The organism is Pseudomonas triticifolii, assembly GCF_014358015.1.
Classification (GTDB): domain Bacteria; phylum Pseudomonadota; class Gammaproteobacteria; order Pseudomonadales; family Pseudomonadaceae; genus Aquipseudomonas; species Aquipseudomonas triticifolii.
The window spans coordinates 475,365-500,833 of record NZ_JACONV010000002.1; the positions used below are offsets into that span (position 1 = coordinate 475,365).

At 60.5% G+C, this 25,469-nt stretch carries 21 protein-coding genes; 16 read left to right on the top strand and 5 right to left on the bottom strand.

Going from position 1 to position 25,469, the window contains the following annotated elements; all coding sequences use genetic code 11:
- The first annotated feature begins 58 nt into the window (after window positions 1–58).
- The 14 genes from alg8 (at window position 59) to H8S56_RS06945 (ending at window position 17,029) form a co-directional block, all read left to right on the top strand.
- On the top strand, window positions 59–1,540 hold the full coding sequence (gene alg8, locus H8S56_RS06880) for a mannuronan synthase (protein WP_024686401.1): 1,482 nt from the start codon (window positions 59–61) through the stop codon (window positions 1,538–1,540).
- A gap of 41 nt (window positions 1,541–1,581) precedes the next feature.
- The gene (locus H8S56_RS06885) at window positions 1,582–2,751 is read left to right on the top strand and encodes an alginate biosynthesis protein Alg44 (protein WP_024686400.1); all 1,170 of its coding nucleotides are present in this window, start codon (window positions 1,582–1,584) and stop codon (window positions 2,749–2,751) included.
- A gap of 2 nt (window positions 2,752–2,753) precedes the next feature.
- On the top strand, window positions 2,754–4,166 hold the full coding sequence (algK, locus tag H8S56_RS06890; RefSeq protein ID WP_187518201.1) for an alginate biosynthesis TPR repeat lipoprotein AlgK: 1,413 nt from the start codon (window positions 2,754–2,756) through the stop codon (window positions 4,164–4,166).
- A complete protein-coding gene (locus H8S56_RS06895; RefSeq protein ID WP_187518202.1) occupies window positions 4,163–5,644 on the top strand; it encodes an alginate export family protein in 1,482 nt (493 codons plus the stop codon). Before algK ends, H8S56_RS06895 begins: the two co-directional genes overlap by 4 nt.
- Before the next feature lie 26 nt (window positions 5,645–5,670).
- Entirely contained in the window at window positions 5,671–7,281 is a 1,611-nt protein-coding gene (gene algG, locus H8S56_RS06900) for a mannuronan 5-epimerase AlgG (RefSeq protein WP_187518203.1), read from the top strand.
- A 14-nt stretch (window positions 7,282–7,295) separates the two neighbouring features.
- On the top strand, window positions 7,296–8,735 hold the full coding sequence (locus tag H8S56_RS06905) for an alginate O-acetyltransferase AlgX-related protein (RefSeq protein ID WP_024686396.1): 1,440 nt from the start codon (window positions 7,296–7,298) through the stop codon (window positions 8,733–8,735).
- A gap of 8 nt (window positions 8,736–8,743) precedes the next feature.
- Window positions 8,744–9,883 (top strand): mannuronate-specific alginate lyase, encoded by a 1,140-nt coding sequence (locus H8S56_RS06910; RefSeq protein ID WP_024686395.1) that lies wholly within the window; start codon window positions 8,744–8,746, stop codon window positions 9,881–9,883.
- 133 nt (window positions 9,884–10,016) lie between these two features.
- The gene (locus H8S56_RS06915) at window positions 10,017–11,573 is read left to right on the top strand and encodes an MBOAT family O-acyltransferase (protein ID WP_187518204.1); all 1,557 of its coding nucleotides are present in this window, start codon (window positions 10,017–10,019) and stop codon (window positions 11,571–11,573) included.
- A gap of 10 nt (window positions 11,574–11,583) precedes the next feature.
- Window positions 11,584–12,759: an alginate O-acetyltransferase gene (locus H8S56_RS06920; protein ID WP_187518205.1), complete on the top strand. Its 1,176-nt coding sequence runs from the start codon at window positions 11,584–11,586 to the stop codon at window positions 12,757–12,759.
- 12 nt (window positions 12,760–12,771) lie between these two features.
- Complete coding sequence (locus H8S56_RS06925) at window positions 12,772–13,437, top strand: alginate O-acetyltransferase AlgF (RefSeq protein ID WP_187518206.1); 666 nt, start codon at window positions 12,772–12,774, stop codon at window positions 13,435–13,437.
- Window positions 13,438–13,551: 114 nt separating this feature from the next.
- Window positions 13,552–15,003, top strand: a complete 1,452-nt coding sequence (locus tag H8S56_RS06930; protein ID WP_024686391.1) for a mannose-1-phosphate guanylyltransferase/mannose-6-phosphate isomerase — start codon at window positions 13,552–13,554, stop codon at window positions 15,001–15,003.
- 215 nt (window positions 15,004–15,218) lie between these two features.
- Window positions 15,219–15,584: a hypothetical protein gene (locus tag H8S56_RS06935; RefSeq protein WP_187518207.1), complete on the top strand. Its 366-nt coding sequence runs from the start codon at window positions 15,219–15,221 to the stop codon at window positions 15,582–15,584.
- 144 nt (window positions 15,585–15,728) lie between these two features.
- Entirely contained in the window at window positions 15,729–16,193 is a 465-nt protein-coding gene (locus H8S56_RS06940; protein ID WP_187518208.1) for a multidrug transporter, read from the top strand.
- Between the two features lie 17 nt (window positions 16,194–16,210).
- Entirely contained in the window at window positions 16,211–17,029 is an 819-nt protein-coding gene (locus H8S56_RS06945) for an SDR family oxidoreductase (RefSeq protein ID WP_187518209.1), read from the top strand.
- A gap of 358 nt (window positions 17,030–17,387) precedes the next feature.
- Here H8S56_RS06945 and H8S56_RS06950 read toward each other — a convergent pair whose 3' ends face one another.
- Genes H8S56_RS06950 through H8S56_RS06965 form a run of 4 tightly spaced genes read right to left on the bottom strand, consistent with a single transcriptional unit; the run spans window position 17,388 to window position 22,134 of the window.
- A complete protein-coding gene (locus tag H8S56_RS06950; protein WP_187518210.1) occupies window positions 17,388–18,242 on the bottom strand; it encodes an efflux RND transporter periplasmic adaptor subunit in 855 nt (284 codons plus the stop codon).
- A gap of 23 nt (window positions 18,243–18,265) precedes the next feature.
- A complete protein-coding gene (locus tag H8S56_RS06955) occupies window positions 18,266–18,466 on the bottom strand; it encodes a DUF1656 domain-containing protein (RefSeq protein WP_024685886.1) in 201 nt (66 codons plus the stop codon).
- Window positions 18,456–20,642 (bottom strand): FUSC family protein, encoded by a 2,187-nt coding sequence (locus H8S56_RS06960; RefSeq protein ID WP_187518211.1) that lies wholly within the window; start codon window positions 20,640–20,642, stop codon window positions 18,456–18,458. Before H8S56_RS06960 ends, H8S56_RS06955 begins: the two co-directional genes overlap by 11 nt.
- 1 nt (window position 20,643) lies before the next feature.
- On the bottom strand, window positions 20,644–22,134 hold the full coding sequence (locus H8S56_RS06965; protein WP_187518212.1) for an efflux transporter outer membrane subunit: 1,491 nt from the start codon (window positions 22,132–22,134) through the stop codon (window positions 20,644–20,646).
- 184 nt (window positions 22,135–22,318) lie between these two features.
- Here H8S56_RS06965 and H8S56_RS06970 point away from each other — a divergent pair, with 184 nt between their 5' ends.
- Both H8S56_RS06970 and H8S56_RS06975 read left to right on the top strand, forming a co-directional pair.
- The gene (locus H8S56_RS06970; RefSeq protein WP_024685889.1) at window positions 22,319–23,266 is read left to right on the top strand and encodes a LysR family transcriptional regulator; all 948 of its coding nucleotides are present in this window, start codon (window positions 22,319–22,321) and stop codon (window positions 23,264–23,266) included.
- Window positions 23,267–23,353: 87 nt separating this feature from the next.
- Window positions 23,354–24,328 carry a 2-hydroxyacid dehydrogenase gene (locus tag H8S56_RS06975; RefSeq protein WP_024685890.1) on the top strand — a complete coding sequence of 325 codons (975 nt, stop codon included), beginning with the start codon at window positions 23,354–23,356 and terminating at the stop codon, window positions 24,326–24,328.
- Window positions 24,329–24,508: 180 nt separating this feature from the next.
- Here the strand turns inward: H8S56_RS06975 and H8S56_RS06980 are convergent, their stop codons facing one another.
- Window positions 24,509–25,411 (bottom strand): DMT family transporter, encoded by a 903-nt coding sequence (locus H8S56_RS06980; RefSeq protein ID WP_187518213.1) that lies wholly within the window; start codon window positions 25,409–25,411, stop codon window positions 24,509–24,511.
- Window positions 25,412–25,469 lie beyond the last annotated feature (58 nt).

Here is a 25,469-nt window from a genome sequence, read left to right on the forward strand (position 1 = left end):
TTCAAGCGCAGCTTGAGCCTGGGGCTTGAGGCTTGCAACTGACTTAGGGATACAGATTATGCAGAGGCTCAAGCACGGCTTGTTACAAGCCGCCGGTTGGCTGTTTTACCTTAGTTTATTAATGGGCATTGCCACGGCATTGCCCACCAGTATCTTCGACTCACAGTCCAAGAACTTTATCTTCCTGATTGGCGCTGTCGGTATATGGCGCTATTCGATGGGGATTACGCACTTTGTGCGCGGAATGATCTTTCTGTACATCGTCTATCCACACTTGCGTCGCAAGGTTCGCAAGTTGGGCAAGGCGGCAGATCCTTCCCATGTGTTTCTGATGGTCACCAGCTTTCGTATCGACGCGCTGACCACCGCTCAGGTGTACAGCTCGGTCATTCGCGAAGCGATCAACTGCGGCCTGCCGACAACAATCGTCTGCTCGTTGGTAGAAATGTCCGACGAGCTGTTGGTCAAGGCGATGTGGGCCAGGCTTAACCCGCCTGATCGTGTGAAGCTGGACTTCGTGCGCATTCCGGGGACCGGCAAGCGTGACGGCCTGGCTTACGGTTTCCGCGCGATCTCACGCCACCTTCCGGACGAGCGCGCCGTGGTTGCCGTGATCGACGGCGACACCGTGCTCAACGAAGGCGTCGTGGCCAAGACCGTGCCGTGGTTTCAGCTGTTCGAAAACGTTGGCGGCCTGACCACCAACGAGTTCTGTGAAGTGCGCGGCGGTTACATCATGAGCGAATGGCACAAGCTGCGTTTCGCCCAGCGTCACATCAATATGTGCTCGATGGCCCTGTCCAAGCGCGTGCTGACCATGACCGGTCGTATGTCAGTGTTCCGCGCCACCGTGGTCACCGACCCCGAGTTCATCGCCGACGTGGAAAGCGACTCGCTCAACCACTGGCGCCTGGGCACGTTCCGGTTTCTGACCGGCGACGACAAATCCAGCTGGTTCAGCCTGATGCGCCTGGGTTACGACACCTTCTACGTGCCGGATGCCGCGATCAACACAGTCGAGCACCCACCGGAGAAGAGTTTTCTCAAGGCCAGCCGCAAGCTGATGTATCGCTGGTACGGCAACAACCTGCGTCAGAACTCGCGTGCGCTGGGCCTGGGCATTCGTCGTCTGGGGCTGTTCACCAGCGTGGTGTTGTTCGACCAGCGTGTGTCGATGTGGACCTCCATCCTCGGCCTCACGGTCGCCATCATCGCCAGCTTCAAGTACGGCGGAGCCTTCCTGCTGATGTACCTGCTGTGGATCGGCATGACCCGCCTGATCCTCACGCTGCTGCTGTCCTTGTCGGGACACAGGATCGGACCTGCCTACCCCATGATTCTCTATTACAACCAGATCGTCGGCGCCCTGATGAAGATCTATGTCTTCTTCCGCCTGGACCGCCAGTCCTGGACGCGCCAGGACACCAAACTCAGCCGCGACATGGCCAGCTTTCAGGGTTGGTTCAACACGTGGTCATCCCGAACCATGACTTTCTCGGCTGGCACCATCTTCGTCGCCGTGCTGTTGACGATGGTTTGACCGGACCAACGGATTAATCGCTTAAGTAGGAAAAATTAGCCATGAATACAGCCGTGAATGCGAACGTCGTACATGAATCCGAAGCCCAGCGCCAACACGCCCGGGTCAAAATCCCGGCCAAGCTGCGCTTGCTGGACATTCCAAGCGCGCCGCTGGTGCGTATCGAAGACCTGTCCGCCGGTGGCCTGAGCTTCACCGCGCCGTCCGGCCAGAACTACACCGCCGGTGAAGTGCTCAAGGGTCGCCTGCAATTTCTGATCGACAACCTTGGCCTGGCCATGGACGTGGAAATGCAGGTCCGTTCGGTGGATAACGCCAGCCGCCGCATCGGTTGCCAGTTCCAGAACCTTGAAGCCCAGGACATCGCCACGCTGCGCCACCTGATCACCTCGCACCTGTCCGGCGACATCGTCAGCCTGGGCGAAGTGCTGGCCACCCTGCAGCGCGACAACTTCACCAAAGCGCGCAAGGTCAAGGGCAACGACGGCGGCATGAGCACGATGGGACGCCTGCGTGCGGTCACCTTCAGCCTTGGTATCTTCATCGTTGGTCTGGCCGCGTTCGGCTTCATCTTCAAGACTGTCTACGGCCTGTACTTCGTCAGCCACGCCTCGGCTGGCCTGGTGTCGATCCCGAGCATGGACATCACCATGCCACGTGAAGGCACCGTGCAAAGCCTGGTTGCGCAAAACGGCGAAACCACTAAAGGCGCGCCACTGGCAACCTTTAACACCAGCATGCTGGAAATGCTCAAAGGCAGCCTGACCGGTGAAGACCTGCAGCCGGCGAAAATCGAAGAGCTGTACGGCAAGCAGATGAGCGGCACCCTGACCAGCCCATGTGACTGTGTCGTGGCTCGCCAACTGGTCGCCGACGGTCAGTACGCCAGCAAAGGCCAGGTGATCTTCCAACTGGTGCCACGCAACGCACCCGCCACCGTTGAAGCCCGCTTCACCTATCGCCAGTTCAACGACGTCAAGCCAGGCACCCGCGTCAGCTTCCAGGTTGCCGGTGAAGACAAACTGCGCACCGGCGAGATCATCAGCAGCACCAACCTGAGCGACACCGACCTGTCCACCGACATCCGTGTGCAGATCAAGCCTGACGAAAGCCTGAGCAGCTCGCTTGCCGGCCGCCCTGTCGAAGTGGTCAGTGATCGCGGTCCTTCCGTGAACTGGCTGATCGATAAAGCCGTGGCTGCGGGTCTGTAATCATGAACAGCCCACTACGACGCCTGTCGACCCCCACGCTATTGAGCCTCGCCGTCGCGCTCGGCCTGAGCGGCTGTGCCGGCCTGCCTGACCAACGCCTTGCCAATGAAGCCCTGAAAAACGGCGACACTGCACTGGCGGAGCAGAATTATCGGCAGCTGGCGGACCTGGGCTACAGCGATGCACAGGTTGGCCTGGCAGACATTCAGGTCAACACCCGCGACCCGGCCCTGCTCAAGCAGGCGGAAGCCACTTACCGAGCGGCCGCCGAGACCTCGCCTCGTGCGCAGTCGCGTCTTGGCCGGCTGCTGGCCGCCAAGCCGGATGCCACCGACGCCGAACGGCGTGAAGCCGAAGCGCTGCTCAAGCAAGCCTTCGCCAACGGTGAATCCGGCACGCTGGTGCCGCTGGCCATGCTCTACCTGCAATACCCGCATACCTTCCCCGACGTGAATGCGCAGCAGAAAATCAGCCAGTGGCGTGCTGCCGGTTATCCGGAAGCAGGTCTGGCGCAGGTGCTGCTGTACCGCACCCAGGGCACCTACGCCGAGCATCTGGACGAAGTGGAAAGCATCTGCAAGCAGGCGCTGAACACCACTGACATCTGCTACGTCGAACTGGCCACGGTCTACCAGACACGCGGCCAGGCCGAGCCGCAAGCCGCCTTGATCGAACGCCTGAAAAGCGAACACGCCGCGGGCCGTATCAGCGCCCAGCGCGTGGACAGCGTAGCGCGCGTACTGGGCGATTCGACCATCGGCACGCCGGATGAAAAGACCGCCCAGCAGTTGCTGGAAGGCATCGCGCCAGGCTATCCGGTGTCCTGGGTCACGCTGGCCAAACTGCTTTACGACTTCCCCGAACTGGGTGACGTCAACAAGATGCTGGAATACCTGGACAACGGCCGCGCCGCTGACCAGCCACGCGCCGAATTGCTGCTGGGTCGCCTGTACTACGAAGGCAAATGGGTCACGCCCGACGCCTTCAAGGCAGAAGCGCATCTGAAGAAAGCCGCAGCGACGGAAATCTCGGCCCATTACTACCTGGGTCAGATCTACCGCCGGGGTTATCTGGGCCAGGTCTATCCACAGAAAGCCGCGGACGAGTTGCTGACGGCCGCCCGTGGCGGCCAGAACAGCGCCGACTTCGCCCTCGCGCAGCTGTTCTCGCAAGGCAAGGGCACCAAGCCTGATCCGGTCAACGCCTGGGTCTTCGCCCAGTTGGCACTGACCACCGAAACCCCGCAGGCCACTGAACTGGCCCAGCAACTGAGCACCACACTGCCGCCTGAAAAGCTCGCCGGCGCCAAGGATCTGTTGGCACGTGAGCAAAAAGTCCGGGGCGCAGCCGCCAACCAGAGCGCGATGGCGATGCAGGCCCTGCAAGAAGAAAAAGACGGTGAGGAAGCATTATGAAGTTGAATCCCCTGATGGCCGCTGGTGTGGGCCTTGGCTTCAGCCTGCTGTGGGCCTGCCCGACACTGGCAGCGCTGACTGAACAACAGAATTTCGGTCTGGAAGTGAAAGCCACCGGCCAGCTCGAAGATGACCGTGATCTGGGCACCCGCTCGGGTGGCGACGTCAGCGGTCTGGGTCTGGACCTGCGTCCTTGGGTCTATGGCGAGCGCGGCAACTGGAGTGCTTACGCCATGGGCCAGGTCGTGACCGCGACCGATACCATTCAGACTGACCCGCTGGAACAATCCACCGGTGCAGGCAACGGCCAGACTCAAGTGTCCCGTGGCACCGCCAGCGAACGCGAAGTTGAAAAGTCCTACGCTGCACTGCGCGAGTTCTGGATCGGCTACAGCGGCTTCACGCCCTACCCCGGCGAGATCCTGAAAGTCGGTCGCCAGCGCCTGCGCAACGATGACGGTCAATGGCATGACACCAATATCGAAGCCATCAACTGGACCTTCGACACCACCCTGTTGCGTGCAGAAGTGGGCGCAGCACAGCGTTTCAGCGAATACCGCACCGACCTGACCGAACTGGCACCCGACGACGAAGATCGCCAGCACCTGTTCGGTTCGGCCAGCTACCAGTGGACGCCCGGTCACTGGGCAGGCGTGCGCGCGCATCACAGCCGCGACGATGGCAAGCTCAAGCGTCAGGGCGAGGAACTGGACGATCTGGACAAGACCTCCAACGGCGACCTGACCTGGCTCGGCCTGCAGGCTGACAGCGATGCCTACAACTATCGCAACACCCATCAGCTCAACTACTGGGGCAGCCTGACCTGGCTCAATGGCAACCGCGACGAAATCGGCGTCAACGGTGTCAACGACCAGTACTTTGCCGGTGAGAAGAACAACCGCGACATGAATGGCTGGGCCACTGACCTGGGCCTGCGCCTGCGCCTGGATCCGCAGTGGCAAGTGGGCGCCGCCTACTCGCGCGCCAGCAAGGATTACGTGCAGAACGGTCTGGAAAGCAACCGCTCCAACTGGACCGGCACCCGCTCGCGTATCCACCGTTTCGGTGAAGCGTTCCAGGGTGAAATGGCCAACGTGGAAACCGGCTCGCTGTTCGCCTCCTGGCAGATGAACGAGGAATACGACGCCTCGCTGATCTACCACAAGTTCCGCCGTGTCGACGGCAACACCGGCATCGGTGGCTCGGGGATCAACGCTGTTCGTGAAAACGGCGACAGCAATACCTTCAGCTCGCTGCCACTGGAAGACGGGCGCAAGGACCTGGGTCAGGAAATGGACCTGGTCGTGACCAAGTACTTCAAACAGGGTCTGCTGCCAGCCTCGCTGAGCCAGTCCTTCGACGAACCGTCGGCCCTGGTGCGCTTGCGTGCCGGTGTCTTCAAGCCCGGCGACGCGTACCACAACGGCGTGGATGAATACATGCACCGCGCCATTGTCGACGTCATCTGGCGCTTCTGATGCGAACCGCCAAAGGAGTGCCACAGATGAACAGTCAAGCAAGCAACGGGCGTAGCCGGATCTGGCCACACGCCCTGCTCGAAAGCGCCGTGCTGAGCAGCGCGCTGCTGATGGCCAGCGGCGCCGCACTGGCCAACACGCCTGTCACCCCCGAGGCACCGAAGGCGGTGGTCAAGGAGCTGCAACAGGCCAAGACCTACACCATCACCAGCCCGCCGACCGAGCCGCTGGAGATGGCCAAGCCGGTGCTGCCGGACCTCAGCGGCTACACCGCAGACGCGGCGCTGAAAAAGATCGCACGCAACAAACCGGGCAAGATCACCGTTGCGCGGATGATGGAAGAAACCGGCCTCAAGGAATTCATCGGCGGCGACAACAAGATGGCTGAATGGGTGGCCCGTCAGAAGGGTATCCCGCAGGCCATCATGATCTCCGACGGCTACGTGAACCTTCAGGACCTGGTCAAAAAAGTACCCAAGCAATTCCTGAAAGAGGTGTCGCCAGGTGTTTACGTGGCGCGCTTGCCGATCCTGGTCAAGGAAAGCGGCATCTTCGAGATCGACAGCAAGACCAAGGAATTGCGTCTGTCTCAAGAGGGGGGCTCGTTCATCGTCAGCGAAGGGCAGATGCTGATCACCCACACCCAGGTCAACGCCTGGAGCGAAACCCGCAACAGCCTGGCGACCTATCGCAAGCCTGACGAGTTTCGCCCATTCGTGCTGACCTGGGGCGGCTCGCAAACCTGGATCGCCAACACCAAGATGGCGAGCATGGGTTACGACCAGAGCAAGTCGTACGGTGTGAGTATTTCGCAGTACACGCCCAACACCGCGAAGATTCTGAAACGTGCCGAGCCGACCGGCTGGATCATTGATTCGGAATTCTCGGACATGTGGTACGGCTTCTACTGCTATGAAACGCGTGACTTTGTGGTCAAGGGCAACACCTACCGCGACAACATCGTCTACGGCATTGACCCGCATGACCGCTCGCACGGCCTGATCATCGCCGAGAACGACGTCTACGGGACCAAGAAAAAGCACGGGATCATCATTTCCCGGGAAGTCGACAACAGCTTCATCTTTCGCAACAAGAGCCATGACAACAAATTGTCCGGCGTGGTCCTGGACCGTAACAGCGTCGGCAACATCGTCGCCTACAACGAGATCTATCAGAACCACACCGACGGCATCACGCTGTACGAAAGCGGCAACAACCTGCTGTGGGGCAACCGTGTGATTGCCAACCGCCGTCACGGTATCCGCGTGCGCAACAGCGTGAACATCAAGCTGTACGAAAACATCGCCACGGCCAACGGGCTGATGGGCGTCTACGGCCACATCAAGGACCTGAGCGACACCGACCGCGACATCGAGCTCGACCCGTTCGACGCCCAGGTGTCGCTGATCATGGTTGGCGGCGAACTGGCCAGCAACGGCTCAGGCCCGCTGTCCATCGACTCGCCCCTGAGTGTCGAGCTGTATCGCGTCTCGATGCTGGCCCCGACCAAAGAAGTCGGCATCAGCCTCAACGGCATCCTGGGTGAACGTCAGAACGAGATCCTCGACCTGCTGGTGCGCCAGAAGAAAGCCGTATTGATCGACCCCGTCGAAAGCCAGACCGAGCTGCGGGAATGAGGAAGGGTATTGTTATGCACGCACATTTGATCAAGCTGTTGAGCCTGTCCAGCCTCACCGCCGCGCTGATGGCCGCCGCCGGTGTGGCTCGCGCAGACGACTCGCAAGCGCCGACTTTTACCGCCGAGCCTTGCTGCAGCCTGTGCCCGGCCGCGCACGATGCGAAAAACTACACCACGCGCTACCAGCAGAACTTCACCACGCTGGTGCAGGCCGAAGGCGACTGGCTGTTCCGTACCCAGGAAGACCTGCGCACCGAATTCGACACCACGCCTGCCGGCTATCGCCGCATGAAAGAACTGCACGATGCGTTCAAGAGCAAGGGCGTCGAGCTGGTGGTTGTCTATCAACCGACTCGCGGCCTGGTGGATCGCAACAAGCTGTTCCCGGCCGAGCGCGACAAGTACGACTACGACAAGGCACTGAAGAACTATCAGGCCATGCTCGGTCGTTTCAGCAAGATGGGTTACTGGGTGCCGGACCTGTCGCCGTTGACCAACGAGCAACAGGCGCACGACTTCTACTTCCGCGGTGACCAGCACTGGACGCCATACGGCGCACAACGCACGGCGAAAATCGTGGCCGAGACCGTCAAGAAAGTCCCGGGTTACTCGGACATTCCCAAGCGTGAATTCGAAAGCCACATTTCCGGACGCATGGGGAAGACCGGCACCCTGCACAACATGGCAGGGCAGCTGTGCGGCACCAGCTATGCCGTGCAGTACATGGACCAGTTCAGCACCGAGCCCAAAGGCGAAGCCGGCGACGGCGACCTGTTTGGCGATTCCGGCAACCCGGAAATCACCCTGGTCGGCACCAGCCACAGCGGCAAGAACTACAACTTCGGTGGCTTCCTCCAGGAATACCTCAGCGCCGATGTGCTGAACGTGGCGTTCCCCGGTGGCGGTCTGGAAGGCTCGATGCTGCAGTACCTGGGCAGCGAAGACTTCCAGAAGCGTCCGCCGAAGATTCTCATCTGGGAGTTTTCGCCGCTCTATCGCCTCGACCAGGAGACCATCTATCGCCAGATGATGTCGCTGCTGGACAACGGTTGCGAAGGCAAACCTGCCGTCATGAGCGCCAGCACCACCCTGAAGCCGGGCAACAACGAAGTACTGGTCAACGGCAAGAACGGCATCAAGGACATTCGTAACGGCAGCAACCAGATTGATATCCGTTTCGACGACACGTCGGTAAAAACCCTTCAGGCCAGGCTCTGGTACATGAACGGTCGACACGAAGACCTGAAAATCGAAAAACCGGAAACCTCTGACACCGATGGACGCTTCGCCTTCGAATTGCGCGAAGACGAGGACTGGGCTGACCAGCAATTGCTGGCCCTCGAAATCCAGGGACCGGAAGCAGGCGCAGAACCCCAGAAAGTCGAAGCCAAAGTATGCAAACGCAACGTGTTCCCGAGCGCTGCGAAACACACCGCTCAAGCCGGACTATGAGGTGACTTATGCAGACTCCGAAACTGATACGCCCTACCCTGCTGTCGATGGCAATCCTGTCATCGATGGCCTGGGCCATGGGTGCGTCCGCAGCCGCGACGCTGGTTCCACCCAAAGGTTATGACGCACCGATCGAAAAGATGAAAACCGGTGATCACAACTTTACCTGTGATGCGATTCCGACGCCTTACACCGACAAACTGGTGTTTCGCAGCAAATACGAAGGTTCGGACAAGGCACGTGCCACTCTGAATCTGAAGTCCGAAGAAGCTTTTCGGGATGCAACCAAGGACATCACCACCCTTGAGCGTGGCGTCAGCAAAGTCGTGATGCAGTACATGCGCGACGGTCGTCCCGAGCAACTCGACTGCGCATTGAACATGATGACCACGTGGGCCAAGGCCGATGCGCTGGAATCGCGTGAGTTCAACCATACCGGCAAGTCCATGCGCAAATGGGCACTGGGCAGTATGTCGTCGGCGTACCTGCGACTGAAGTTCTCCGAGTCCAAGCCTCTGGCCAACCGCCAGCAGGACGCGCAGATCATCGAAGCCTGGTTCAGCAAACTGGCCGATCAGGTGGTCAGCGACTGGAGCAACCTGCCGCTGGAAAAAATCAACAACCACTCGTACTGGGCGGCCTGGTCGGTGATGGCAACGGCTGTCGCTACCAATCGTCAGGACCTGTTCGACTGGGCGGTGAAAGAGTTCAAGGTTGCCGCCAATCAGGTGGACAAGGACGGTTTCCTGCCCAACGAAATGAAGCGTCGTCAACGCGCTCTGTCGTACCACAACTATGCCTTGCCACCGCTGGCCATGATCGCCAGTTTCGCTCAGGCCAATGGCGTGGATTTGCGTCCGGAAAACAACGGCGCATTGAAACGACTGGCTGACCGCGTCCTGGCCGGCGTGAAAGATCCTTCCATGTTCGCTGAGCACAACGGCGAAAAGCAGGACATGACGGACCTGAAGAAAGACCCGAAATTTGCCTGGCTGGAGCCGTTCTGCGCGCTCTACACCTGCAACGCCGAAACACTTGAAGAGAAACACGAAAAGCAGCCCTTCAAGACCTTCCGCCTGGGCGGTGACCTGACCAAGGTCTACGACCCCGAGCATGAGAAGGGCGATAAAAGTGACAAGGGTTCCTAGGTAAAAAGTTGACCTTGTGGGCGCGAGTCTGCTCCCACAGGTGAAGCTGCAACGACGCGACAACCTCCCTATTCGTAGGGGGGGTTTGGGGGGGCTTTGGGCCCTTGAATGTTGGACAAACGGAGAGATAAGGATGGTTTTCTCATCCAACGTGTTCCTGTTCCTGTTCTTGCCGATCTTTCTCGGCTTGTACTACCTGAGCGGGCAACGCTATCGCAATCTGCTGTTGCTGGTTGCCAGCTACATCTTCTACGCCTGGTGGCGTGTGGACTTCCTGGCCCTGTTCATCGGCGTAACGGTCTGGAACTACTGGATCGGCCTCAAGGTGGGCGCAGCAGGCGTGCGAACCAAACCGGCACAGCGCTGGCTGCTGCTCGGCGTGGTGGTGGACCTGGGTATCCTGGGCTACTTCAAGTACGCGAACTTCGGCGTGGACAGCATCAACGCGGCCATGACCTCCATGGGCCTGGAACCGTTCATCCTGACACATGTGTTGTTGCCGATCGGCATCTCGTTCTATGTGTTCGAGTCCATCAGCTACATCATCGACGTGTACCGCGGCGACACACCGGCCACGCGCAATCTGATCGACTTTGCAGCGTTCGTGGCGATCTTCCCGCACCTGATTGCAGGACCTGTGCTGCGCTTCCGTGACCTGGCCGACCAGTTCAACAACCGCACACACACGCTGGACAAGTTCTCTGAAGGTGCCACGCGCTTCATGCAGGGCTTCATCAAGAAAGTGTTCATCGCCGACACCCTGGCGGTCGTGGCAGACCACTGCTTCGCCCTGCAGAACCCGACCACGGGCGATGCCTGGCTGGGCGCTCTGGCGTACACCGCGCAGCTGTATTTCGACTTCTCCGGTTACAGTGATATGGCCATCGGTCTGGGTCTGATGATGGGTTTCCGCTTCATGGAAAACTTCAAACAGCCTTACATCAGCCAGTCGATCACCGAGTTCTGGCGTCGCTGGCACATCAGCCTGTCCACCTGGCTGCGTGACTACCTGTACATCACGCTGGGCGGCAACCGTGGCGGCAAGTTTGCGACCTACCGCAACCTGTTCCTGACCATGCTGCTGGGCGGTCTGTGGCACGGTGCCAACGTCACCTACATCATCTGGGGTGCGTGGCACGGCATGTGGCTGGCGATCGAGAAAGCGCTGGGCATCAACACCAAGCCGTACAACTTCAACGTGATCCGCTGGGCGCTGACCTTCCTGCTGGTCGTAGTGGGCTGGGTGATCTTCCGTGCAGAGAACCTGCACGTGGCAGGACGCATGTACGGTGCCATGTTCAGCTTCGGCGAATGGCAGCTGTCCGAGCTCAACCGCGCAAGCCTCACCGGCCTGCAAGTGGCGACACTGGTGCTGGCTTACGCAACCCTGGCGTTCTTCGGTCTGCGTGACTTCTACCAGAACCGTCAGGTCGACGATGGCAAAAGCACCAAGGCCGACGGCCCTGCCACTGCGCAACCGGGCACCATCAAGGCCGTTCCTGGCGATGCGCCCGGCAGCCTGCACCTGCCCGGTTACACCGTGGGCAGCGAAGCACAGGTGCAACCGGCCTACTGGGTTGCCGACTGGCCCCGCTACGCCATGCGCGCACTGATCCTGCTGCTGTTCGTCGCGTCGATTCTCAAACTTTCGGCGCAGAGCTTCTCGCCGTTCCTTTACTTCCAGTTCTGAGGAGCCTGACATGACCCGTTCATTACGAATCCTCTACATCGCCATCTTCCTGGGTCTGCTGTTGATCCTCGGCGCCTGGTCGCTGCGCAGTTTCAGCACGTTCTCGACCTCGGCCGAGACCACTGTGCTCAACGGCAAGTGGACCAAAGCGGCGGAAACTCATTACGACGATGAGTTTCCGATCAAGCGCCTGGGCACCAACCTCTGGGCGGCCCTGGATTACAAGCTGTTCAACGAAGGCCGTCCCGGCGTCGTGCTCGGCAAGGACCAGTGGCTGTACACCGATGAAGAGTTCGACGCCGTTGCCAATGGCGAGCAGAACGAAGCGGACAACCTGGCGTTGATCCAGGGCGTGCGTGACGCACTGGAAAAACAGGGCACCCAGCTGGTCCTGGCCATCGTTCCGGCCAAGACGCGTCTGTACCCCGAGCACATCGGTGACAACAAGCCAGCCAGCCTGCACGCCGACCTGTACCAGCAGTTTCACGCGCAGGTCGCCAGTGCCGGGATCTTCGCGCCGGACCTGCTCGCGCCGCTGCAGGCTGCCAAGCAGAAAGGCCAGGTCTTCCTGCGTACCGACACGCACTGGACGCCAATGGGTGCCGAAGTCGCTGCGCAGCAACTGGGCGTAGCCATTGCCCAGAAGACGCCGCTGGAAGGCGAGCCTGAACAGTTCGTCACCCAGGCCAGGGGCAGTGAGTCGTACAAGGGCGACCTGACCACGTTCCTGCCACTGGACCCGCTGTTCAGCAACATGCTGCCCAAGCCTGATGAGTTGCAACAACGCAGTACCGATCCGGTCCAAGGCACAGCGGCTGGCGACGATGCGCTGTTCGCGGACAGTGACATTCCGGTCGGCCTGGTGGGCACCAGCTACAGCGCCAACCCGAACTGGAACTTCGTCGGCGCGTTGAAAGAAGCCCTGCGCAGCGATGTCGTCAACTACGCCGAAGACGGCCATGGCCCGATTCTGCCGATGCTCAAGTACCTGCAGACCGACGCCTTCAAGAACACCCCGCCGCAAGTGGTCATCTGGGAGTTCCCGGAACGCTACCTGCCAGCGCACAACGACCTTGGCGAGTTCGATCAGAAGTGGATCGCCGAGCTGAAAAAATCGCGTAACACCCAAGACAACGTGGCGTTGAGCGCCAACCCATCCGAGTCGCCCAACCGGGCGCAAAACTGAGAGGACTGACTCATGACCCAACACACCACTGCAAACCGTTCGAAGAACCGCCTGTTCAAAACCTGCGCACTGGCTGCTGGCCTGGGCCTGATGTCCCTGCAAGCCTTTGCAGGTGACTCGGCCCTGTACGGCCCGACCGCGCCAAAAGGCTCGACCTTCGTACGCGTCTACAACGCCAGCAGCGCTGAAATCAGCGCCAGCGTCGGCAACACCAACATGAACGAAGTCGCGCCACTGGGCAGCACCGCGTTCAGCTTCATGCCACAGGGCGACTACACCGCCAAACTGGGCAGCCAGAGCGTGCCGGTGAAACTGGCAGGCGATCACTATTACACCCTGGTCAATAACGCCAGCGGCAAACCCCAACTGATCGAAGAACCGCCGTTCAAGAACAAGCAGAAATCCCTGGTTCGCGTGCAGAACCTCAGCGACAAGGCACTGACCCTGAAAACCGCCGACGGCAAGACCGATGTGGTCAAAGCCGTGGCGGCCAAGGGCACCGGCGAGCGTGAAATCAACCCGGTCAAAGTCAGTCTGGCGCTGTACGACGGCGACAAGAAAGTCACCGATGTGAAACCTGTGGCCCTGGAGCGTGGCGAAGCCGCTGTTCTGTACATCACCGGCAGTGGCAGCAGCCTCTCGCCAGTGTGGGTCAAGCCACCGGTTACAACCCGCTAAAGGATTTGGCCTGCCGGGTCATGGCGAGCCCTGACCGGCAGGCGCGGAATAAGAAAAAGACAGAAACGACAGACAGCACGTACAGCCCATATTGAATGCTATTGGAGAAGTAAAATGATTCCAGTGATCTTGTCAGGCGGTAGCGGTTCACGACTCTGGCCGCTTTCGCGCAAACAGTTCCCTAAACAGTTCCTGGCACTGACCGGCGAGCACACCCTGTTCCAGCAAACCCTGGAGCGTCTGGTGTTCGATGGCATGCAGGAGCCGATCGTGGTCTGCAACAAAGAGCACCGCTTCATCGTCAACGAGCAACTCGCGGCGCTGAAACTGGAAACCCAGGCGATTCTCATGGAACCGTTCGGTCGCAACACTGCACCGGCTGTGGCTCTGACTGCCATGAAACTGGTCAACGAGGGCAACGACGGTCTGATGCTGGTGCTGCCGGCCGATCACGTGATCGAAGACCAGAAAGCCCTGCAACGCGCACTGGCGCTGGCCACTGTGGCCGCCGAGCGTGGCGAAATGGTGCTGTTCGGCGTACCGGCCAGCAAGCCGGAAACCGGCTACGGTTACATCAAATCCACAGCCGATGCGCTGCTGCCCGAAGGCGTGAGCCGCGTGTCGCACTTCGTCGAAAAGCCTGACGAAAAACGCGCCAAAGAGTTCGTAGAAGCCGGTGGCTACTACTGGAACAGCGGCATGTTCCTGTTCCGCGCCAGCCGCTTCCTGGAAGAGCTGAAAAAGCACGACCCGGACATCTACGACACTTGCCTGCTGACCCTGGAGCGCAGCGTTCAGGACGGCGATGCCGTTGAGATCGACGCCTCCACCTTCGCCTGCTGCCCGGACAATTCCATCGACTACGCCGTCATGGAAAAAACCCAGCGCGCCTGCGTCGTGCCACTGTCGGCTGGCTGGAGCGATGTCGGCTGCTGGTCGTCGCTGTGGGAAGTCAATGCCAAGGATGCCAACGGCAACGTCACCAAGGGCGACGTCGTCATCCAGGACAGCCGCAACTGCATGATCCATGGCAACGGCAAACTGGTGTCGGTGATCGGTCTGGACAACATTGTGGTCGTCGAAACCAAGGACGCCATGATGATTGCCCACAAGGACAAGGTTCAGGGCGTCAAGCAGATGGTTGCCACGCTGAACGAACAGGGTCGCACCGAAACCCAGAACCACCTCGAAGTCTATCGCCCGTGGGGCTCTTACGATTCCGTGGACATGGGCGGCCGCTTCCAGGTCAAGCGCATCTCGGTCAAGCCGGGCGCGTGCCTGTCGCTGCAGATGCACCACCACCGTGCCGAACACTGGATCGTGGTATCCGGTACCGCGCAGGTGACCTGTGACGAGAACGTGTTCCTGCTCACTGAAAACCAGTCCACTTACATCCCGATCGCCTCGGTCCATCGCCTGAAAAACCCAGGCAAGATCCCGTTGGAAATCATCGAAGTGCAATCGGGCAGCTACCTGGGCGAAGACGATATCGAGCGTTTCGAAGATATCTACGGCCGCTCGGGCGCGCTGGAAACCGGTGTCAAAACGCAGACCATTGCGCGTTGATCAACGGCTAGCAAAAAAGCGGTAGTACACCGGCCTCCGACACTGTCTTGCGAATCCCCATCCGCAAGACAGTGTCGGGGGCTTTTTTGTGGCTGCGATAAAGACTCGTGGACCCGCTTCGTTTCTCTGGCCACTGTCATTTCTGTCAGTAGCCAAAAATATTCACGCTGCTTAACGTTAGCGGACCGTCAGCCGCACCGTTCGCAGGTATCGCTATGAGCAGCCCATCCAGCCCCACCATTCCCGTACCTTTTGTCGCAGAGGCAAAACCTGGAAAAACTGGCACCGAGGACATTTACGAAGTCATCCTCAAGGGCCCTATCACTCTTGAACTGCCTGCATTCGACGATGAGTCCTGCACCTTGGTTTTGTTGAACCTGGCCAATGCAGACGGCACTAATCGTCCGTTGGCCAGCGGCAACTCTCCCTTTACATCGGGCCAGCCCACGCGTGTGACGATCACCAACGACCACACTGAAGAGAGCATGAATTTCAAACCAGGGCAAAAAGCAAAAATCACAGGCGTACTGGTCGGAAGTAGCGCTAAGTTGCCAGCGTCGAGGATTTACAGCTTCGTGTGACTGAGCACTGCCGGTCATAGCACCGGGATGATGCGCAGCTGCATCATCCCGGTCGCATTCCCACCACCCTGTGCGACCTCATTGGTCAACCGCCCTACCCTTTCTGTAGGATGTTCAGCACCGCCCCTGCTGGAGACCCTCTGCATGCTGATCGGCATCCTGTTAATCCTGACCTGGCTCATCCTGTTGCTGCGCTATCCTGCCAAAGCCTTGCCGGTGTCGCTTGCGGCCGCTGTTGGCCTTGGGATCGTGGCGGCTATCGTGATCTGGCAGGACAGCCGCGAGACACGCCAGCTGGAGCAACTGGATATCCGGCTGGCCTATGCACCGCAGCAGTGCCCCACGGATCGCCCGTTGCAGGTCTCGATCACCAACCGCAACAAGGCGGCGCTGCTGGAGCTTCGCTGGCGTATTGCGGCTTACGCGCCAGGCGATACCGTCAATCTGGCGGACAACACCTACACGTCGGCGCGTTATCGCGGACCGGGCGAATTGCAGGCAGACGGCCATTGGCAGGACTGTGTACCCGTACCGGCATTGCGTAATGGCTATCGCCCGCAAACCCTGGAGTTTCGCGCAGAACATCTGCAAGGCAGTTTCTCGGACTGACCCACAAGGACATCGACATGCCCATCGCTCTCATCACAGGCTGTTCCAGCGGAATAGGCCGCGCACTGGCTGACGCCTTCAAGGCAACCGGCTACGAGGTCTGGGCCACCGCGCGTAAACAGGAAGACGTCGCGACCCTGAGTGCGGCAGGTTTCATCGCCGTGCAACTGGACGTCAACGACCGCATGGCCCTGGAGCAGCTTGCTGCCGGGCTGGAACACAGCGGGCTCGATGTGCTGATCAATAACGCCGGTTACGGTGCAATGGGGCCGCTGCTGGATGGCGGCGTGGAAGCGTTGCAGCGTCAGTTCGAAACCAATGTGTTTTCAGTGGTCGGCGTCACCCGGGCGCTGTTCCCGGCGCTGCGTCGCAACAAGGGACTGGTGGTCAATATCGGCAGTGTGTCTGGCGTGCTGGTCACGCCGTTTGCGGGCGCTTACTGCGCGTCGAAAGCGGCCGTGCATGCCCTGAGCGATGCGCTGCGTCTGGAGCTGGCACCTTTCGGGGTGCAGGTTATGGAAGTCCAGCCGGGTGCCATTGCTTCGAGCTTTGCGAAGAACGCCAGCCACGAGGCCGAGCAGTTGATCAGCGAACAGTCGCCCTGGTGGCCGATCCGTGAAGGCATCCGTGCGCGCGCCAAGGCCTCGCAGGACAACCCCACACCCGCCACCGATTTCGCCCGCGACCTGCTCAAGGCTGCCCAACAAACCAACCCGCCGCGCCTGCTGCGTCTGGGTAACGGCTCGCGGGTGTTGCCACTGATGTCATGGCTGCTGCCCAAGGGCCTGCTGGAAGGTGGACTGCGCAAGCGGTTCGGGCTGAATGCTTCGCTGTGATCGTGATCTCTGGCCCCCATGATCGTGCCCACTTTCAGCGCTCAGCGTTAATACACAAGTCCAGAGGACGCGTAACACGGGCCAAAGCTAAAGCGTCTGACTGAGCGCGTGCCCGTGGGAGCGGACTTGTCCGCGAAGAGGCCGGTACATCCACCAGAGAGGTAATCACCAAACTGCTGCATTCGCGGACAAGTCCGCTCCTACAATCCAAACCGTGGGAGGCGGATTGCCGGCGATGGCGTCCACTCAGTCACCGCCAGGTCGCTTCAGAAAAAGCATCGCCGGCAAGCCGCCTCCCACAGTCCGTTGGTTACAGCACGACGTGTATATAACGCCGAGCGCAGGGCGTGGGGAGCAATCAACCCGGCGTCACAATCACCGTGCAGGTCATCCCCGCTGACAGCAATACGCCTTCCGGCACGCGATCCAGATGAATGCGCACCGGCACGCGCTGGGCCAGGCGGACCCAATTGAAGGTCGGGTTGACGTCGGCAACCAGCTCGCGGCTTTGCGGGTTATCGCGGTCATAGATGCCGCGAGCAATGCTTTCGACGTGGCCCTGAATGACCTCGCCGCTCATCAGTTGCATGTCGGCAGCGTCGCCCACATTCAGGTGCGGCAGTTTGGTTTCTTCGAAAAAGCCGTACACCCAGAACGAGTGCATGTCGACCACCGCCATCTTCGCTTCGCCCATTCGCGCATAGTCGCCCCGGTGCACATTCAGGTTAGTGACATAACCATCCACGGACGCCAGCACGCGGGTGCGCGACAGGTTCAGTTCGGCCGCCTCCAGTTGTGCCTGAGCCAGTTGGTAATCAGCCAGCGCAGAGGTCGCGATGGTGCTCGCGTCTTCGCGGTTTTCCGCCGAAATCACCAGTTCATCCAGGTCGGCACGGCGTTTGGCGTTGAGCGTGCGCATCTCCCAGGTCGCCTTGCGCGAGGCCAATAGCGCCTGGGCCTGCTTGACCGCAATCCGGTAATGCTCCGGATCGATCTGCATTAACAGGTCCCCGCGTTTGACTTGCTGGTTGTCATGCACAGGCACGTCGATCACGGTGCCGGACACGTCTGCCGCCACATTGATGATGTCAGCCCGCACTCGCCCGTCCCGGGTCCAGGGTGTTTCCATGTAATGAACCCACAGTGTTCGCCCGATCCACAGGGCCAGCGCCAGAAACAACAACGTGGCGATCACGCTGAAAAACTTTTTCATCCAGAGATTTTCCGAGCCAGGCATCAACGATAAAGAGGCAGCGCCAAGGCGCCGAACAGACAGGTGAACAGGCTCAGGCGCAGCAACGCCGGATGCCAGACATGGCGATACAGGTCCAGCGCCGCCAGCAGACGATCCAGCGCCCAGGCCAGAACCATCGCTATCAAAAAAATCAGCGTCACGGTCGGCAGGTACAGGCCGTGGAAGGCAATCTCACGTGGCATGGGCCACTCCCGAAGCATGAGGAATCTGGCCATACGCGGCCAAGGGTGACTGAGGGTCCAGCAACGAGGTGCGGATGAAGTGCAGGTAGCTCTTCACTCTACGCAGCACTGACGTATCAAAGTGCGAGGCGAACGGCTCGTCCGCTTCTTGAACCCGATTGAGCGCCTGATCGACGGCCAGCAGACAGCGCTGCAGGTTGGTCTCGTCAGGCTGAATGAACAGGCGGATCAACGCGCGGCCCATGACCCGCAGCGCGATGCGCCAGGGTTGATACGCCGCGTACGCCGGATGCACCGGCAGCGCTTCCTGCTCGCGGCGCAGGTCGATGATTGCGTGGCCGATCTCCAGCACCACGAACATCCAGCGCAACAGTTCGCGCTGCACCTCAGGCCGACTGATCGCCAGGCCGTACGCCTGATGCATCAAGTCGCGGGTCTGGCTTTCGAAACGCGAACCCAGCCGCGGCAAGGGCGCGCTGATCGCGAACACCACCTGATCACGCAGCGCCTGCTCCAGCCGTTGCCACATCCAGCGACTGTTGGGCGGCAGAATGATTGCGCCCGCCAAGGCACAGAACAGCATGCCGATCACCATGGCGAGGTAATCGTTGATAAAGGTGTAGGGGTCGTAAACCGTCAGATTGTCCGGCACCGAGCCTATGCTGAAAAAGATCAGCAAGCCCAGACCGTACCCCGTCCATTGCGGCCGCGAGCCGAGAAACGCGCCGAGCACGAAGACCGGAGCCAGTAAAAAACACAACAGAGCAAAGCCATCGACCTGCGGAAACAGAAAAAACGTTTCGACAAACCCCAACAGCGCGCCGAGCAACGTGCCGCTGGCCATCTGAAACGACAGGCGTTTGGGGTCAGGGGTGGTGGAAGACAGCGCAACCGTCGCCGCCGAGGCCAGCGTCATGACGGCCCCGCTGGGCCAGGCCGTCAGCACCCAGTACGTACTCAACAGTGCGACCACACTTGTTGCACGGACACCGGCCGCCACCGCCGTCAGCCAATGCGTGCGTGGCTCGAACGACTCGTTCCACTGCTCGCGTACATGGTGGTGATCAGCCAGCGATGCGTGGGTCTGGGCGTAGCTGAGCAACTCGTCCAGCAGGCGATACAGCAACTCGAACGCGGTGTGAAAATCCAGCCACTGGGCATCGTTCGGGGATGTGCTTTCGAACCCCGCACGCAGGTGTCTCACCGTTTGGGGCCAGTTCGTCTTGAGCGCTTGCAACTGTGTCGCCAGACGGACTGCATCGGGACTGGTCAAGGCCCTGTCGGCGAAAGCGTCAAGCAGCGAAGTCATCTGATCAAGGCCCGGCTGGACATGCTTCAACACCGCGCTCGATCGTTCGGCGCGCAGCCTGTCGAGCAACTGATGCAGCGCATTGAAACGCGTGGTAACGGCCATGAATTCGCTGTTCAGACGATTGAGCCGGCCATTACGTCGACGCATGTGCGGGTCTTCGAACACTGTGACGCTGCGCAGCCCCTCCAGGCCGATGGCTTCTGCGACGAATCGTACGTTGCCGGTCTCGAAAACAGTTCGCGCCTGATCTCCCTGCAGGCCATCGATCACGAAACGGGCAAAGCTGCCGAAACGCAGATACAACGCATTGCGCATGGACGCGCTGGAACTCTGCGGCAGCAGCGCCGCACTGACCGCCGTGGCACAAAGAATGCCCAACGAGATTTCCAGCACGCGCCACACCGCCGCCATGAATGCGCCTTGCGGGTGCGCCAGCGCTGGCAAACCGACCATCGCAGCGGTATAACCAGCCAGCACGAAACCATACGCACGAAAGTTGCGGTAGCGTGCCGCACCTGCCGAACACAGCCCGACCCACAACGCCAGGCACCCCAGAAACGGCACCGAATTCTGGGCGAACAGCGCCATCAGCAGCACCATCATCGCCGAACCCGCCAGCGTGCCCAGCAGGCGATAAAAGCTCTTGGCGAACACCTGCCCGCTCTGCGGCTGCATGACGATGAACACCGTAATCATTGCCGTGCGCGGCTGCGGCAGCTCCAGACGCAGCGCCAGCCAGTACGTCAGAAACGCGGCGATCAGCACCTTGCCGATGTAGATCCACGTGACCCCGTCACTGCGCGCCCAGCTATTGAGTTCACGGCGCCAGGGCAAGGCGATGAAACGATGAGCGAGCTTAATCATCTCAGTGGCCGACCTGACTGCCGACGTGCTCACGCGCAAGCGGCACATCATCGCCCGCCGACAACCCGCCACCCAGCGCCACCACCAGCCCGGCATACGCGGTCAGCCGCGCCGCCTCGACCTGCTGCTGAACCTGCTGCTGACGAAACAGCAGGGTCTGGGCGTTGAGCACGCTCAGGTAATCGGTCAGCCCGCGCTGGTAGGCGATCAGGGCAATGTCATAAGTCTTGCGTGCCGACGCCACGGAATCGGCGGCGTACACCTGCTGCTTGTCGAGTGAGGCACGACGAATCAACTGGTCGGAGACGCTCTTGAGCGCCATGACCAGCGTCTGGTTGTAATGCGCAACCGCCAGGTCATAACCGGCCGAAGCGCGCCCCAGTTCAGCGCGCAAGCGCCCGCCATCGAACATCGGCAAGGTAAGCGCAGGGCCTGCCGTGTAGCTGAGTTTGCTGCCCGTCAGAAACGCCAGCATGCCGCCACCCGTGGCCATGTAACCGAGGCTGGCAACCAGATCGACGTTGGGATAGAAATTGGCGTGTGCCACATCGATGCCTTGCGCCTGAGCGGCCACACGCCACTGACTGGCGACCACGTCGGGCCGCTGGCCGAGCAGTTGCGCAGGCAATGCCGAAGGCAGTTTCAGTTCGCTGTTCAGCACCAGACGGGGACGTTGCAAGGTCGAGCCCTCGCCAGGCCCCTTGCCTGCCAGCGCCGCCAGCTGGTTACGCCCCAAGGCGATGGCTTCTTCAAGCTCATCGATCTGTCGATGGATCTCCGGCAACGTGGCCTGGGCCTGGCTGACCTCGAAGTGCGTGCCCAGGCCGCCCTTGAGCCGACGCTGCGCCAGGTCCAGCATCTGCTGTTGCTGGGCCAGCGAGGCCTTGGCAATCTCGAGACGAGCGAAGTTCAGGGAGAACTGGATGTAGGCGCGAACGATATTTTCCTGCAGCTCAAGCTGCGCCTGTCGCTGTTCGGCAGCGCTCATGTGCCCCAGGTCAAGGGCCTGTTCACTGGCGCTGCGCTCGCGGCCCCACAGGTCCAGCGCGTAACGCATGCCCAGCGACGCATTGTTGTCCCAGGTGTGACGATCGGCGAGCGCGCCGGGGCCGTAAAACTGATCGCTCGGCCAGTCGTGACGCGCCAGACTTGCCGTGCCTTGCACCTGCACCGATTCGGCGGACTCAGCCATCCCCGCCATCGCTTTGGCCTCCCGCACGCGCGCTGCTGCCATGGCGAGGCTCGGACTGCCCAGAACGGCCAGCTCGATCCAGCGGTCCAGTTGCGGATCGTTGTAGACACGCCACCAGTGTGCTGTAGGCCAGTGCGCAGCGAGTGCGGCGTTCTGAATGGCGCTGTCGGTGGCCAGGCTGTCAGCAGATAACGCGCTGCCCTTGGGTTCGATTCCACCGGTTGCAATGCAGCCACTTATAACCAACGATAAAACCAGAAGACCGAGGGGCTTGAACCCTCTGATGATGCGACGCGGCACAGCTGCGAGTTCCCGACCGGTGATGAAACGCCTTGAATGGCGGCGATTCTAGGGGGCACTCGACACGGCGATAAGCGGGAAGATATGTGAATCTTTATTACCGAAACGGTGATAATCCGTCGGTATGGCTGACACGCGTCAGTTACTTCATGTCACAATTTGCCATCGACTCAGAGAAACACTCATGGACACCCTGCAAAACATGCGCGCCTTCAGTTGCGTGGCGCAAGCGGGCAGTTTTACTGCGGCAGCAGCCTTGCTCGACACCACAACCGCCAACGTGTCGCGCGCCGTCTCCAACCTTGAGGCGCACTTGCAGACCCGCCTGCTCAACCGTACCACTCGCCGTATCGCCCTGACCGAAGCAGGCAAGCGCTACCTGCTGCGCTGCGAGCAGATCCTGATGTCTGTCGAAGAAGCCGAAGCCGAAGCCAGCGACGCCCATGCGCGGCCGGCCGGTCAGCTCAAGATGCATTCGATGCCAGGGGTCGGTCAGCATTATGTGGTCGACGCCATCGCCCGTTATCGGCGCAGCCACCCGGACGTGTCGTTCGACCTGACGCTGACCAGTCGTGTGCCTGATCTGCTGGAAGACGGTTACGACGTCTCGATCGTGCTGGCCAGCGAGTTGCCGGACTCGGGCTTTGTGTCCCAGCGGCTGGGAATCACCTACAGCATCGTGTGTGCGTCGCCGGAGTACATCAAGACGTTCGGCACCGCGCACAAGCCTGCAGACCTGTTGAATCACGCCTGCCTGCGCCTGGTGAGCCCGGTGTTTCCGCTGGAAAAATGGCTGTTCGACGGCCCGCAAGGCCAGGAAATGGTCACCATTACCACTTCACCACTGCTGGTCAATTCGGCGGACGCGATGAAGACGGCCATTTCCAGCGGCATGGGTGTCGGCATTCTGCCGATCTACTCGGCCATCGAAGGGCTGCGTAACGGCACGCTGGTGCGGATCATGACCGACTACCGCTCCCAGGAACTGAACCTGTACGCCATCTACCCTTCGCGCCAGTACCTGGATGCCAAGATCAAGACCTGGGTGGAATACCTGCGTGGTTCACTGCCGGAGATTCTGGCGGCAGATGAAGCAGACCTGCACGTGCAGGCCCTGAAAAGCATGTCCTGACGTCGTACAACCGCAAAACCGGCTGCCAAAGAGCGGGCAGGAATGTTAGCGTGCTACTCATTCAACCCGCTCAAGAGTGACTGCCCAATGAAAAAAACCGTACTCGCCTTCAGCCGTGTTTCCCCTGAAATGGCTGAACGCCTGTCGCAGGACTTCAACGTCGTCGTGCCCAACCCCAAGCTGGGCGACCTCAATGCACAGTTCGAAGAGGCCCTGCCCGAATCCCACGGGATGATCGGTGCGGGTCGCAAGCTGGGCCGTGAGCAATTGGCGAACGCCAGCCGTCTGGAAGTGGTGTCGAGCATTTCAGTGGGTTACGACAACTACGACGTCGGCTACCTGAGCGAGCGCGGCATCATGCTGACCAACACCCCGGATGTGCTGACTGAAAGCACCGCCGACCTGGGTTTCTCGCTGATCATGAGCAGCGCGCGCCGCGTGGCCGAGCTGGATGCCTGGACCAAGGCGGGTCAGTGGACACGCAGCATCGAAGCGCCGCATTTCGGCACCGATGTGCATGGCAAGACACTGGGCATCGTCGGCATGGGCAACATCGGCGCAGCGATTGCGCGGCGTGGCCGACTGGGTTTCAACATGCCGATCCTGTACAGCGGCAACAGCCGCAAGACTGAACTGGAACAGGAACTGGGCGCGCAATTCCGCAGCCTGGACCAACTGCTGGCCGAGTCCGACTTCGTGTGTCTGGTGGTGCCATTGAGCGACAAGACCCGCCACCTGATCTCGCGCCGCGAACTGAGCCTGATGAAGCCGAGCGCCATCCTGGTCAACATCGCCCGTGGCCCGATCGTCGACGAACCGGCGCTGATCGAAGCACTGCAAAACGGCACTATTCGTGGCGCGGGTCTTGATGTCTACGAAAAGGAACCGCTGAGCGAATCCCCACTGTTCCAGCTCAAGAACGCCGTCACCCTGCCCCACATCGGCTCGGCCACCACCGAAACCCGTCAGGCTATGGCGGACCGTGCCTACCACAACCTGCGCAGCGCACTGCTGGGTGAACGCCCGCAGGATCTGGTCAATCCGCAGGTCTGGAAGGGTTGAGATAAATCGGTCAGGCCCGCAGCTCAAAGAAACGCTGTGTTTGAACGTGGGAGGCGGCTTGCCGGCGATGCGGAGTGTCAGGCGACTTGTCAGTGACAGGTCTTGCGCTGTCGCCGGCAAGCCGCCTCCCACAGTTTTTATCGGCTACACGACCACGACCGCGCTTTACCCACGTTGGCCTCAGGCCAGTTTCCCGCTCACCGGCACCACCACCGGCTTGGCCTTCCTGAACACCAGCACATTGCCCACCATCACCAGCACCAGCCCGACCAGCGCCACCGACGTCCACTGATAGCCCTCGACCCACGCCGAAATGTTCAGCGCCACCACCGGGAACAGCACCGTGCAGTAAGCGGCGCGCTCCGGCCCCATGCGGCCGACCAGGGTCAGGTAGGCGGTGAAGCCAATCACCGAGCCGGGGATGACCAGATACAACAGCGAGCCGATGTAACGGCCGTTCCACTCAAACGTGAACGGCGTCCCGCTCAGCAGGCAATACACACACAGAATCGCCGCGCCATAAAACATGCCCCAGGCATTGGTGGTCAACGGACGCAGACCGGCTTTCTGCTGCATGCTCGACAGCATGTTGCCCGCCGAAAAACACAGCGTGCCTAGCAGCGCAAGGCCAAGCCCTATCAGGGTCTGGTGGCTGGCACCGTGCCCGGACAGTTCAGGCCAGAACAGAAAGCCCAGACCCAGCAACCCCAATGCGCCGCCGGTCAGTACATTGCTGGCGATCTTCTGGCGAAAGAATACCCGCGCACTCAGAGCATTCCACAAGGTTGCGGTCGAAAAGACGACGGCGATCAGCCCACTGGGGATCCACTGACTCGCGGTCAAAAAGCACATGAAGTTGACGCAGAACAGGCAGACGCCCTGCGCCAGACAGATCAACTGGCCGCGACGGTTGACCGGCTGCAGACGCTTGCTGATCAGCAAAATAGCGAACAGCACCAATGCAGCCAGTGCGAAGCGATAGACAATCGACACGGGAATGGCGACCTCGCCCAGCTGGAGTTTCAGCGCAATCCAGGTCGTGCCCCAGATCAGCACGGTCAGCAGATAAAGCGATAGGTTCATGACGCAGACTCCTTGATGAGCCCTCAGTCTGCTGCGCGCCTCGACACGGGCGTTTGCA